12 protein-coding genes and 1 pseudogene are annotated in these 12807 nt (G+C 62.0%); 2 read left to right on the plus strand and 11 right to left on the minus strand.

Features of this window, described 5'->3' with window-relative positions:
- Nucleotides 1-22: 22 nt before the first annotated feature.
- The 9 genes from H597_RS0120660 to pstS form a co-directional block, all read right to left on the minus strand.
- Complete coding sequence (locus tag H597_RS0120660; RefSeq protein WP_028103795.1) at nt 23-427, minus strand: GlcG/HbpS family heme-binding protein; 405 nt, start codon at nt 425-427, stop codon at nt 23-25.
- Nucleotides 428-446: 19 nt separating this feature from the next.
- Nucleotides 447-1430, minus strand: a complete 984-nt coding sequence (locus H597_RS0120665; protein WP_028103796.1) for a patatin-like phospholipase family protein — start codon at nt 1428-1430, stop codon at nt 447-449.
- A gap of 143 nt (nt 1431-1573) precedes the next feature.
- A complete protein-coding gene (gene phoR / locus H597_RS0120670) occupies nt 1574-2887 on the minus strand; it encodes a phosphate regulon sensor histidine kinase PhoR (protein ID WP_028103797.1) in 1314 nt (437 codons plus the stop codon).
- Nucleotides 2884-3576 (minus strand): phosphate regulon transcriptional regulator PhoB, encoded by a 693-nt coding sequence (gene phoB / locus H597_RS0120675; protein WP_028103798.1) that lies wholly within the window; start codon nt 3574-3576, stop codon nt 2884-2886. Before phoB ends, phoR begins: the two co-directional genes overlap by 4 nt.
- 3 nt (nt 3577-3579) lie before the next feature.
- Nucleotides 3580-4278: a phosphate signaling complex protein PhoU gene (gene phoU, locus H597_RS0120680; RefSeq protein ID WP_028103799.1), complete on the minus strand. Its 699-nt coding sequence runs from the start codon at nt 4276-4278 to the stop codon at nt 3580-3582.
- A 31-nt stretch (nt 4279-4309) separates the two neighbouring features.
- Entirely contained in the window at nt 4310-5074 is a 765-nt protein-coding gene (pstB, locus tag H597_RS0120685; protein ID WP_051293965.1) for a phosphate ABC transporter ATP-binding protein PstB, read from the minus strand.
- A gap of 12 nt (nt 5075-5086) precedes the next feature.
- Complete coding sequence (pstA, locus tag H597_RS0120690; RefSeq protein WP_035374830.1) at nt 5087-5944, minus strand: phosphate ABC transporter permease PstA; 858 nt, start codon at nt 5942-5944, stop codon at nt 5087-5089.
- Nucleotides 5944-6909, minus strand: a complete 966-nt coding sequence (gene pstC / locus H597_RS0120695; protein ID WP_028103802.1) for a phosphate ABC transporter permease subunit PstC — start codon at nt 6907-6909, stop codon at nt 5944-5946. Before pstC ends, pstA begins: the two co-directional genes overlap by 1 nt.
- A 181-nt stretch (nt 6910-7090) precedes the next feature.
- On the minus strand, nt 7091-8134 hold the full coding sequence (gene pstS / locus H597_RS0120700) for a phosphate ABC transporter substrate-binding protein PstS (RefSeq protein ID WP_028103803.1): 1044 nt from the start codon (nt 8132-8134) through the stop codon (nt 7091-7093).
- Between the two features lie 155 nt (nt 8135-8289).
- Between pstS and ppk1 the strand changes: the two are divergent.
- Both ppk1 and sixA read left to right on the plus strand, forming a co-directional pair.
- A pseudogene (gene ppk1 / locus H597_RS0120705) lies at nt 8290-10374 on the plus strand (polyphosphate kinase 1); the annotation flags it as partial.
- 21 nt (nt 10375-10395) lie between these two features.
- Nucleotides 10396-10863, plus strand: coding sequence for a phosphohistidine phosphatase SixA (gene sixA / locus H597_RS0120710; RefSeq protein WP_028103805.1), 468 nt, complete (start codon nt 10396-10398; stop codon nt 10861-10863).
- A gap of 290 nt (nt 10864-11153) precedes the next feature.
- Here the strand turns inward: sixA and fliD are convergent, their stop codons facing one another.
- Both fliD and H597_RS0120725 read right to left on the minus strand, forming a co-directional pair.
- Nucleotides 11154-12464, minus strand: a complete 1311-nt coding sequence (fliD, locus tag H597_RS0120720) for a flagellar filament capping protein FliD (RefSeq protein ID WP_051293966.1) — start codon at nt 12462-12464, stop codon at nt 11154-11156.
- A 9-nt stretch (nt 12465-12473) separates the two neighbouring features.
- Nucleotides 12474-12794, minus strand: a complete 321-nt coding sequence (locus H597_RS0120725; protein WP_051293967.1) for a PilZ domain-containing protein — start codon at nt 12792-12794, stop codon at nt 12474-12476.
- Nucleotides 12795-12807: the final 13 nt, after the last annotated feature.

Here is a 12807-nt window from a genome sequence, read left to right on the forward strand (position 1 = left end):
GGCCGCAGCGGCTGGCGGAAGATCAGCCCAGGGCGGCGATGCCGGCCTTGGCGATCTGGGCATCCTCGCTGGATTTCACGCCCGAGACGCCGATGGCGCCGATGGTATGGCCGTCGACCACGATGTTGACGCCGCCTTCCAGCGGCGCCTCAACCATCGGCACGCCGACGAAGGAAGTACGGCCGCCATTGATCATGTCTTCGTACACCTTGGATTCGCGGCGGCCCAGGGCGGCCACGCGCGCCTTGGCCGGCGCGATATGGGAAGACAGCGGCGCCGCGCCGTCCAGGCGCTGCAGCCACAGCAGGTGGCCGCCATCGTCGACGATGGCAATGGTGACTGCCCAATTGTTCTTGAGCGCTTCCGCTTCGGCGCCAACGGCGATTTTCTTGATGTCGTCCAGGGACAGCACTGGCTTGGTGGTCATTCTTGGTATTTCCTCTTTATCATGGGGCCGGGGTTTCGCGGCGCGCCTTCAGCTTCTGCTTCAGTTGCGCCATCACGGCCATGGTTGCCTTCTCGCCGGCCTGCATGGCGCCGGTGCGGTTGGTGAATTCAGCGGAGCCCATCTTGCCCAGCGGCGGCTGGATCACGATATCGGCATCGCGCAACTCCAGCTGGTTGATGCGCTGGCCCATGATGGAGAAGGTCTGCATGATGACCTCCAGCGAAGACGTGGTGGCCTGGGTATCGGCCTGGGTCGAGATATTCACCGCGATGATGAACTCCGCCCCCATTTCGCGTGCGAAGCGCACCGGCACCGGCGCCACCAGGCCGCCGTCGACATAGGTACGGTCGCCGATCTTCACCGGCTGGAACACGCCCGGCACCGCCGAGCTGGCGCGCACGGCCATGCCGGTATTACCGCGCTGGAACAGGATCGGCTGGCCGGTCTTCAGGTCGGACGCCACCGCGCCGAACGGGATCTTCAGCTTTTCCAAGGTCACATTATGGACCGCCTTATTGACGAAAGTCTGCAGGGCCTCGCCTTTCAGCACGCCGGACGACTTGCTGAACAAGGGCAGCGCCCAGTCCGAGATCGCCGACTCGTCCAGCTCAACGGCCATCTTCTGCAGGGCCTTGGCATCGTTGCCCGCCGCATACAGCGCGCCGACCACGGAACCGGCACTGGTGCCGACCACGATATCGGGCACGATACCCTGGGATTCCAGGGCCTTGATCACGCCGATATGGGCGAAGCCGCGCGCGGCGCCGCCACCGAGGGCGAGGCCGATCTTCACCTTGCGCTGGACAGGCGGCGCGGGCGGCTGCACCGGCTGCTGTACAGGAGGCTCAACGGACACCAGCGGCACATCGGTCGCTTTAACAGGCGGCGGCAGGTCGGTGGATACGGTGGTCGGCGTAGTGGTCTGGCACCCGGCAAGCGCCGCGGCGGCCAGGATAGCAAAAGCGAAACGTTTCAGCTGCATGTAATGGTTGGTCTGCGTGAGAGCTTGAGAATTAGGGCGAGCAGATTTTACCTCAAGGCAGCGTTTGTCCCACCTGGGGTCAGGAAGAAAAGTGGACATTTTTGCAGGAAATGTCCACTTTTCGCCCTCGCCAGCGGGGAAAATCAGGCGGCTTGCGCCGGTTCCATCGTGGTCGACGCCGAGGATTTTGGCAGGCTGACCGTGAACGTACTGCCCTGCCCCGGCTCGGAACTGATATTCAGCTTGCCGCTATGGCGCAGCAGCACATGCTTGACAATGGCCAGGCCCAGGCCCGTCCCCTGCGTCTCGCGCGAACGGCTCTTGTCGACCCGGTAGAAGCGTTCGGTCAGGCGCGAAATATGCTCGGGGCTGATGCCGATCCCCGTATCCTGCACCTGGAACTGCACCCCGCTCGGCGTATCCTCCCAGCGCAGGCGGATCGTCCCGCCGGCCGGCGTATAGCGCACCGCATTCGAGGCCAGATTGCCGAAGGCGCTATGCAGTTCGTCCATATTGCCCATGACATCGCCGCCATTCACTTCCAGCGAAATCTCATGCTTGCCGCCCGACAGCGCGCGCGCCTCGTGCAGCACACGCTCCAGCAGCGCCGGAATATTGACGTGTTCCGGCCGCATCGGATGGTCGACCGATTCCAGGCGCGACAGCGTCAGCATGTCCTCGATCAGGTGCTGCATGCGGTGGCTTTGCTCGGTCATCAGCTTCAGGTGGGCGGCGCGGGTCTCAGGATCGAGCTCCATCGACGCGGCGATTTCCAGGAAGCCGGCGATCACGGTCAGCGGCGTGCGCAGCTCGTGCGAAGCGTTGGCGATGAAGTCGCGCCGCATCATCTCGGCACGCTGGGTCTCGGTGATATCGTGCGTGACCAGGATCTGGCGCCGGTTTTCGAACGGAATGATATGCGCCACCAGCTTGCGGCCCCGGAAATTCAGGGTCAGCGGCTGGTCGTAGCGGCCCAGGATCAGGTAATCCATGAAGTCGGGGCTGCGCACCAGATTGGTCACCCGCATTCCCTTGTCGCGCGCCTGCTGCAGGCCCAGGTGCTGCTCGGCCGCCGGATTGCACCATTCCAGGAACAGCACATCGTCCATGATCACCACGCCATCCGGCAGCAGGTGCATGGCCTGGCGGAAGCGCGCCAGCCACTCGGTCAATTCGGCCTGGTTCTTCTCGTCGTCGCGGCGCAGGCGGTACAGGCGCGAAAAGATATTGGTCCACTCGCCCCAGCCGTCCGGCAGGCGGCCCGATTCGGGCTTTTCCAGCCATTCGCTCAGCTGGTACAGGTATTTGAGTTGAATGAAGACCGCCGCCAGCACGCCGGCAAAGGCCGTGGCCACGCCGGCCGCCAGGCCGAACCACCACCACACCAGGCCGGCGCCGCCCAACAGAAAAGCCAGCCGCAGCGCGACCGGCACCCAGAACACGACTTTTGGATTCATGACTTCTCGGTCAACATATACCCCACGCTGCGCACGGTCTTGATCAGGTGCTCGGCCTCCTTCAGCGCCTTGCGCAGGCGCAGCACGTGGACGTCCACCGTGCGCTCCTCAATCACCACATGGTCGCCCCACACCTTGTCCAGCAGCTGGCTGCGCGAGAAGACCCGCTCCGGGTGCGCCATGAAGAATTTCAGCAGCTTGTACTCGGCATGGCCGATATCGATCTTATTCTCGTGCATCGACACGGTGCAGCTGACCGGGTCCAGCACCACCGGGCCGGCCTTGAGCTGGGTTTCCGCCAGCTCGGGGCTCTTGCGGCGCAGCAGCGCGCGCGATCGGGCCAGCAGCTCGCGCGGCGAGAACGGCTTGGTGATGTAGTCGTCGGCGCCGCCGTTCAAGCCGGCCAGCTTGTCCTCTTCCATGCTTTTCGCGGTCAGCATGATGACCGGCACGCCGGCGAAATGGCGGTCGCCGCGGATGCGCGCCAGCAGGCGCAGGCCGCTCTGGTCGGGCAGCATCCAGTCCAGCAGCACCAGTTGCGGGGTGCGGGTCTGCATGGCTTCCCATGCTTCCTGCGTGCTTTGCGCCACCACGCAGTTCCAGCCCGCTTCCCGCAGCGAGAACCTGACCAGCTCGACGATCGCCGGTTCGTCTTCAACAATCAGTACTGTCGTTTTATCGGATGCCATTATTTATTTTGCTGCTTCCTGGGTCGCTGCGTGGGTATGGCGGATATCCCTGCCCTCCACCACGTAGATCACGTATTCGGCGATATTCTTGGCGTGGTCGCCGATGCGTTCGACGGCCTTGGCCACCCACATCGTATCCAGCGCTGCCGAGATTGTACGCGGATCTTCCATCATGAAGGTAATCAGGTTGCGCATGATGGAGCGGTACTCATGGTCGATCACCGCGTCCTGGGCGATCAGTTCCAGCGCCTGTTTCTGGTCGCCGCGCGCGAAAGCGTCCAGCGCGTCGTGCAGCAAGTCGCTGGTGGCGGTGGCGATGGTGCGCACCATTTCGTAGTGGTTCAGGGTCACGGCGCCGCGCGCGTGCAGGGCCTTGGCGATGCGCGCGATCTTGGCCGCTTCGTCGCCGATGCGTTCCAGGTCGGTGATCACCTTCAGCGTCGCCATCACGGTGCGCAGGTCGTTGGCGGTCGGCTGGCGTTTTACGATCAAGTGGCTGCACTGGTCGTCCAGCTGTACTTCCAGCTGGTTGACGTTGCCGTCTTCGGCGATCACGCGCTCGGCGCGCTCCACATTGCCGATGCGGAAGCAGGTCATGGCGTCCAGGAACATGGTCTCGACCATGCCGCCCATCAGCAGCACTTTGGAACGGATGCCTTCGAGTTCGGTGTCGTAAGCTTTGGAAGAATGTTCGCCCATCATGGCAGTATCTCTCCGATATATGTAGTTTTAATTAGCCGAAGCGGCCGGTGATGTAGTCCTGGGTTTCTTTACGCGCAGGATTCATGAAGATCTGGTCGGTTTCGCCGAACTCCACCAGCTCGCCCAGGTACATATAGGCGGTGTAGTCGGAGCAGCGCGCCGCCTGCTGCATATTGTGGGTCACGATGGCAATCGTGTAGTCCTCTTTCAGCTCGGAGATCAGTTCTTCGATCTTGGAGGTGGAAATCGGGTCCAGCGCGGACGTCGGCTCGTCCAGCAGCAGGACGTCCGGCTTCACCGCCACGCCGCGCGCGATGCACAGGCGCTGCTGCTGGCCGCCGGACAGCGACAGGCCGCTCTTGGCCAGCTTGTCCTTCACCTCGCCCCACAACGCCGCTTTTTTCAGCGCCCATTCGACGCGCTCGTCCATCTCGCCCTTCGACAGGTCTTCGTACAGGCGCACGCCGAAGGCGATATTGTCGTAGATCGACATCGGGAACGGGGTCGGCTTCTGGAACACCATACCCACTTTGGCGCGCAGCATGTTCACGTCCAGGCCTGCTTCCAGGATGTTGCGGCCACGGTAGCGGATGGCGCCTTCGGCACGCTGGCCCGGGTACAGGTCGTACATGCGGTTCAGGGTGCGCAGCAAGGTGGATTTGCCGCAGCCGGACGGGCCGATGAAGGCGGTCACCTTCTTTTCGTGGATGTCCAGGTTCACGTTATGCAGGCTGCGGGTCTTGCCGTAGTAGAAATTCAGGCCGGAGATTTCAATGATTTTGCTTGCTTGGGTCATGATCTGTACTCGTTATTTTGGTGCTTTTTGCGCGAACACGGTGCGCGACAGGATATTCAGTGCCAGGACGCTAAAGGTGACGATCAATGCGCCGCCCCATGCCAGGGTGCGCCAGTTGTCGAAGGCGCTCATGGCGAACTGGTTCATCACCACCGGCAGGTTGGCCATGGACTGGTTCATGTCGGCGCTGTAGAACTGGTTGTTGAAGGCAGTGAAGAGCAGCGGCGCGGTTTCGCCGGTGATGCGGGCCACCGCCAGCAGTACGCCGGTCATGACGCCCGCCTTGACGGCGCGCAGGCGCACCAGCAAGGCCACCTTCCAGCGCGGCGCGCCCAGGGCGAAGGCCGCTTCCAGCAGGGAGTTGGGCACCAGCTTCAGCATATTGTCGGTCGTGCGCACCACCACCGGGATGGCGATTAAAGCCAGGGCCAGCGAACCGGCATAGCCGGAGAAGTGCTTGACCTTGTCGACGTAGATGGCCCAGATGAACATGCCGATCACGATCGACGGCGCCGACAGCATCACATCGGTCACGAAACGGGTGATCTGCGCCAGCTTGCTGTCCTCGCCGTATTCGGCCAGGTAAGTGCCGGCCAGGATGCCGACCGGCGTTGCGACCAGGGTCGAAACCCCGACCATCATTAGGCTGCCGACGATGGCGTTGCGCAAGCCGCCGCCCACTGCGTCGGCGGTCGGGGTATCGCCGGTGAAGATGTCGAGGCTGAGCGCCGCGAAACCTTTGGACAGCAAGGTCGCCAGGATCCAGAGCAAGGCAATCAGGCCGACGGACATGGCGCCCACCGACAGCGCCATGCCGACGCGGTGCCAGAACAGGCGTTTGCGGTAGACGGGATTCATTGCTGCATTCATTATTTCACGCCCTCCTTGCGGGACATACTCAACAACATCAGCTTGGCGGCGGACAGGACGACAAACGTAATCACAAACAGGATGAAGGCCAGGGCGTACAGCGAGGACACGTGCAGCTTGCTGGTCGCTTCGGCGAATTCATTGGCCAGGGTCGAGGTGATGCTGGCGCCAGCCGCGAACAGGGACGGCTTCAGCTCGTTGGCGTTGCCGATCACGAAGGTCACCGCCATGGTCTCGCCCAGGGCGCGGCCCAGGCCCAGCATGACGCCGCCCACCACGCCGGTCTTGGCGTAAGGCAGGACCACCTTGCGCACCACTTCCCAGCGGGTGCAGCCCAGGCCATAAGCCGACTCCTTCAGCACGGCCGGCACGATTTCGAACACATCGCGCATCACCGAGGAGATGAAGGGAATGATCATTACAGCCAGGATCACGGCAGCGGTCAGGATGCCGATGCCCATGGTCGGGCCCTTGAACAGCATGCCGATCCAGGGCAGCGCGCCCAGGGTCGACTTGAGGAAGGGCTGGACATAGTCGCCGAACAGGGGGGCGAACACGAACAGGCCCCACATGCCGTAAATGATCGACGGCACGCCGGCCAGCAGCTCGATGGCCGTGCCCAGCGGGCGGCGCAGCCAGACCGGGCAGACTTCCGTCAGGAACAGCGCAATGCCGAAGCTGACCGGGAAAGCGATCAGCAGCGCCAGCCCGGAGGTAACCAGGGTGCCGTAAATGGCGATGGCCGCGCCGAAGTTGTCGTTGACGGGATCCCACTCGACGGTGGTGAAGAAGGCCGGGCCGAAATGCTCAAACGCAGGCCAGGCACCGACCGCCAGGTAAACAATAATGCCCGCCAGTACCAGCAGTACGGACAGGGCGAACACCATTGTGATTTTGTGGAAGAACCAATCCTGGATGCGCTGCTTGCGCACCACGGATTGCAGGGCAGCTACGGATGCACTCATTGTGGCTGGCTCCGGTAACTGGAGGGAGGACGGTGAGGTGATTTCTGCACTCATGATTTATTGTATGGTTAGCTAACCGGGGAGGCCTCTCGTAAGCCGCCCCGCTTAACTTCCTCGTACAAACCGGCGAGGTGGTGTCAGACCCTGCGGGTCTGACACCGGTTTACCGGTTTGCGGAAGATCAGTACAGCGCCTTGCCGGAAGCATCCTTCAGGTTAGCCTTCCAGGAGGTTTGCACCAGCTTGACAACCGAATCAGGCAGCGGCACGTAGTCCAGTTCCGCGGCAGCGGCGTCGCCATTCTTGAACGCCCAGTCGAAGAACTTGATGACTTCCTTGCCCTTGACGCCGTCCGCCTGCTGCTTGTGCATCAGGATGTAGGACACGCCGGTGATCGGCCAGGAGGTCTTGCCAGCCTGGTCGGTCAGCACCACGCCGAAGCCCGGGGTCTTGCTCCACTCGGCGTTGGCGGCGGCCGCTTTGAAGTTGTCGTCGTCCGGCTGCATGAAGTTGCCGTCCTTGTTCTTCAGCTGGGTGTGCGCGATCTTGTTCTTCTTGGCGTAAGCCCATTCCACGTAGCCGATCGAACCCTTGATGCGCTGCACATTGGCGGCGACGCCGTCGTTGCCCTTGCCGCCCACGCCGGTGACCCATTTGACCGCGGTGCCGGCACCGATCTTGGTCTTGAACTCAGGGTTCACTTTCGACAGGTAGTCGGTGAACAGGAAGGACGTGCCGGAGCCGTCCGAGCGGTGCACCACGGTGATTTCGGTCGCTGGCAGCTTCACGCCTGGGTTCAGGGCAGCGATCGCCGGGTTGTTCCACTCGGTGATTTTGCCCAGGTAGATATCGGCGATGACCGGACCGGTCAGTTTCAGCTGGCCAGGGGTGACGCCGTCGACGTTCACCACGGTTACCACACCGCCCATGATGGCCGGGAACTGCATCAGGCCGTCGGCATCCAGTTCTTCCGCTTTCAGCGGCATGTCGGAGGCGCCGAAGTCCACGGTCTTGGCTTTGATCTGCTTGATGCCGGCGCCGGAACCGACCGACTGGTAGTTCAGGCCGTTGCCGGTGGATGCTTTGTAGGCTTCAGCCCACTTGGCATAGATCGGATAAGGGAAAGTTGCGCCTGCACCGGTCATGTCCGCTGCGAAAGCGGTCGAGAAGGTCATCGCCGCCGAAGCGCCAACGACGAAGGAGGTCAACAACTGTTTCATACGCATATCAAAGGTCCTTTTCAGGGGTTGGGGTGTGAATGCTGCGCAGTCTATGACGCCAATATGACAGCTTTATGACACGTCAAAATTTTGTTTAAAACAAGGTCACAAACTTGTCATATTTCCCAATTACACTAAATTAAGCCTCTAAAAATAATGCTAAGATGACAAGCATGACGAAGTCCCACGTTTCCTTCCTCGACCGCGAGCTGTCCCAGCTGGCGTTCAACCGCCGCGTCATGGCGCAGGCGGAAGATTCCCAAATCCCCGTCCTCGAAAGGCTGCGCTACCTGTGCATCGTCAGCAGCAACCTCGATGAATTCTTTGAAGTCAGAGTCGCTAGCCTGCTGGCCGCCGCCAGCATGGACGGCGACCTGGAAAGCAACCCTGTGCTGGCGGCAACGCTGGAACGGGTCAGCAATGAATGTCATGAACTGGTGCGCACCCAGTATGAAATATTCAACCGGATGGTATTGCCTGAGTTGCAAGCCCAGGGCATCCGCATCGTGCGGCACAGCGAGCGCAACGAAGCGCAGCGCGCCTGGGTGAAGGAATATTTCGACCGCGAAGTACGGCCGCTGCTGACGCCGATCGGCCTCGACCCGGCCCACCCCTTCCCCCAAGTCGTCAACAAGAGCCTTAATTTCATCGTGGCCCTGAGCGGCAAGGATGCCTTCGGCCGCGGCACGGCAATCGCCATCGTCAAGGCGCCGCGCGTGCTGCCGCGCGTGATCCGGCTGCCGGACAGCCTGTCCAAAGACGGTGTTTCCTTTGTACTGCTGTCTTCCGTCATCCACGCCCATATTTCCGAATTGTTCGCCGGGCGCGACGTCATGGCTTATTCCCAGTTCCGGGTTACCCGCGATTCTGACCTGTGGGTGGATGAAGATGAAGTGAAGAACCTGCGCCAGGCCCTGAAGGGCGAGCTGCAGGGACGCGCCTACGGCCGCTCGGTGCGGCTCGAAGTGGCGAAGAATTGCCCGCCGGAGCTGTCCCAATTTCTGCTGGACCAGTTCAACCTGGACCAAAGCCGCCTGTACCGCGTGGACGGGCCGGTCAACATGGTGCGGTTGAACGAAATCGTGGAGCAGGCACGCCGTCCCGAGCTGCGCTTCCCGCCCTTCGTGGCCGGCGTGCAGGCCAAGACCGTCAACAACGACATCTTCGCCACCCTGCGCAAGCATGACATCCTGCTGCACCATCCCTTCCAGAGCTTCCAGACGGTGATCGATTTCATCCGCAGCGCCGCGCTCGACCCGGCCGTGGTGGCGATCAAGCAGACCGTGTACCGCACCGGCATGAACTCCGACCTGATGGAAGCGCTGATTGCAGCGGCCCGCAGCGGCAAGGAAGTCACCGTGGTGGTGGAGCTGATGGCGCGTTTCGACGAGGAAGCCAATATCAACTGGGCCGACAAGCTGGAACAGGCCGGCGCCCAGGTGGTGTACGGCGTGGTCGGCCTGAAGACCCATGCCAAGATCGCCCTGGTGATCCGCCGCGATGAGGGCGGCCTGGGCTACTACGCCCACCTGGGCACCGGCAACTATCATCCGGCCACGACCAAGTTCTATACCGACTTCGGCTTGCTGACCTGCGCGCCGGCAATCGGCCGCGATGTCAATGAAGTGTTCATGCACCTGACCAGCCTGACCAAGCCGCAGCACATGCAGCACCTGTGGCTGGCGCCGTTTGCCTTGCAGGACCAGGTCATCAAAGCCATTAAGAACGAGGCAAAAATTGCGAAAAGCGGGCGTCCGGGGCGGATTATCGCTAAAATCAATGCACTGACCGATGAACCGGTGATCCGCGCCCTGTATGCGGCATCAAAAGACGGGGTCAAGATCGACCTGATCGTACGGGGCGCCTGCATGCTGAAGCCGGGCGTGCCAGGCTTGTCCGACAATATCCGCGTGCGCTCGATCATTGGCCGCTTCCTGGAACATAGCCGCATCTATTACTTCCGCAACGACCTGGCGCATGACGTCATGCTCGCCAGCGCGGACTGGATGAACCGCAATCTGCTGCGCCGCATTGAAGTCGCCTTCCCCATCCTGGACCGGGCACTCAAACGGCGCGTCGTCGCAGAGGGTTTGACGCCTTACCTGAAGGACAACTCCAACGCCTGGGAGCTGGATACGCAAGGGCACTATCACCGCCGCAAACCGCGCGGCAAGCAAAAGCTCTTCAGCGCCCAGCAGCACCTGATGGAGTCGCTCGGCACGCCGGCCGACGTGCCAGCGGATTGAAGCCTGGACACGGGAGGAATCATGGACCTGATCTTGTGGCGCCACGCAGAAGCCGAACCCGGCCACCCCGGCCTGGACGATATGGAACGCAGCCTGACCTCCAAAGGGCATAAACAGGCGCGCCGCATGGGCCAATGGCTCGACTCGGTGCTGCCGGAGAATTGCCGCATCCTGGTCAGCCCTGCCACGCGCACCGTGCAGACGGTGGCGGGACTGGGCCGCAAATACAAGGTGCACCCGGACCTGGCGCCGGGCGCCGATGCCAACGATATCCTGAAAGCGGCCAACTGGCCGTCATCGAAAGAAGCCGTGCTGGTGGTGGGCCACCAGCCCACGCTGGGCCAGGCGGCCGCCCTCCTGATGATGGGCGACGATGGCGATTGGGAGATGAAAAAAGGCGCGGCCTGGTGGTTTGTGCAGCGCGAGCCCGGCGACCCGTCCAGCCTGTATTTGAAGGCAGTGATGCAGCCTGACCTCGTTATGAAATAGATCGCCCGGTTGGCCTTGTAATTGCATCACTGCCTGCTAGAGTTTAATTGTATCAACTCTAGGGAGCAGCCTTCGGCAACGCTGGCTGATTTGATATGTGGGCACTGTTCACCATGGGCATATTCGGCTGCATGATCGCGCTGATCGTGTATGAAATTATTGCCGAGTATCGCGGCGGACATCATAAGCTGGTCGATCGCTACCACGAGTAGCAAGGCGCTTCTGCAGAAGCGAGGCTCCGCGACAGGTTCGCATCGAACCTGCCGACGGAGCCTTCAATTTTTTAAGGATCAGGCCAGCAGGTCAAGCAGGGAGGTCGGGCCGCCCAACTGCGCGTCCTGCGTATAGAGGCGCACCAGGGCTTGCGCCTGCACCGTCAGCATTTGCGCCATCGACGAGCGGCGGCTTTGCAGCCCTTCCACTTCGCGGTCGGCCTGCTTCAACGCAGATGCCACCACGCTACGCTGGCCGGCCAGGCTATCCAGGCGGCTGCCGAGCGAGTCGGCCAGTCCCCTGCCCTCGTTGGTGAACAGCTTTGTCACCGCGGCAGGATCGGCGCTGATTGCCGCATTCAGTTTCTCGCTGTCGAGCTTGAGCCGGCCATTGCTATCGACACTCAGACCCGCGCTGGCGAGCGCTTCGCTGCTGCCGCCGGCCGAACGCACCAGTTGGTCAAGCTGGCTGCGCACCTGGTTCAGCGCCGTGTTCCCTTTCAGCGCCCCCTTGCCCAGGCTGTCGAAGCGGTCCTGCAAGGCATTGAAGCCTTTGACGAAGGCGTCCACGTTCTTCGCAATCTGGCTGCTGTCGCGCGCGACGGTGACGGTGGTATTGCCGGTGGCGGCCAGATTGAGCGTCACCCCTTGAATGGCCGACTCCAGCTTATTGCCGGCGCTACGGATGGACTTGCCATCCACGGTCAGGATTGCGTCCTGTGCCGCCTGCGTTTGCTCCAGGCCGCCGACCAGGCTGCGGATGGTGGCGTCGCCCGCCACTGTGATGTTGAGCTTGCTGGCCTCGCCGCTGGCACTGCGCAATTGCAGTGCGGTGCCGGTGCTCGAGCGTACCAGGCTGGCATCGAAGCCCGCGTCCTTGAGTGCGTCGGCAATGCCCTGCAAGCTATTGTTGCGGCTATCGATGGTGATGGACTTGCTGGTATTGCCGCTGCCGATGCGAATTACCGTCGGCGAACCGGTGCCCAGCGGGGTATTGGCGCTATCGGCCTCGGGGCTGATGAGAATTTGCTGCTGGGCCAGTTGGCTGACGCGGATGTCGTGCGTGCCGACTTCGGCTTTGGGACCGGATACCGCCCCCAGAACGTTTTTCGCGGAACTGCTGGCGCTCGTGCTGAGCCCGCTGCCCGCAAGGCTTTCCGCCACATCCTGGAAAACCGCCAGCGCCGACTGCAATTGCCCCAGGCCGGAAAAGCGCGCCTGGCTGGCCGTGAAACTTGCATTGAGCTTGGCGGCGGCACCGCGCTGCGGCGCCAGCGCCTGCTCCACCCGCGCCAGCACATCGGTCGACGGGCTGCCAACCACGCTGGCATTTCCCAATGCCAGCGAGTTTCCGTACATCGTGCTTAGCAGGCTGCTCACATAGTCCATACACTAATATTAGCGCATGAATCTGGTAATTGCTGCGGCCGCTTCGTTATCGAGCGGCAAGAAGACGAAGCCGATCTTGAATTCATTGCCGCTGAAGATGCAATTGTTGACTTTGCCGCGCGTGTTGACGATCTGCGGCTTGCCATCGACCAGCATTTCAAACACGACCTGGCCGGTGGCGCCCACCTCCACTTTATTTTCGGAAGTGAGGGAAATGCCCGCCAAGCCGAGGTCGAACGTACGCGCCGCCATCGGAGCGCCGCCATCCAACACAATCATTGCCCGCACGCGCAGGATCTTGCGCGCTCCTTGCCTTGAATCTAATAACAATTTCTTGTCCGGT

Origin of the sequence: Pseudoduganella violaceinigra DSM 15887 (assembly GCF_000425385.1) — a bacterium.
Taxonomy (GTDB): domain Bacteria; phylum Pseudomonadota; class Gammaproteobacteria; order Burkholderiales; family Burkholderiaceae_D; genus Rugamonas; species Rugamonas violaceinigra.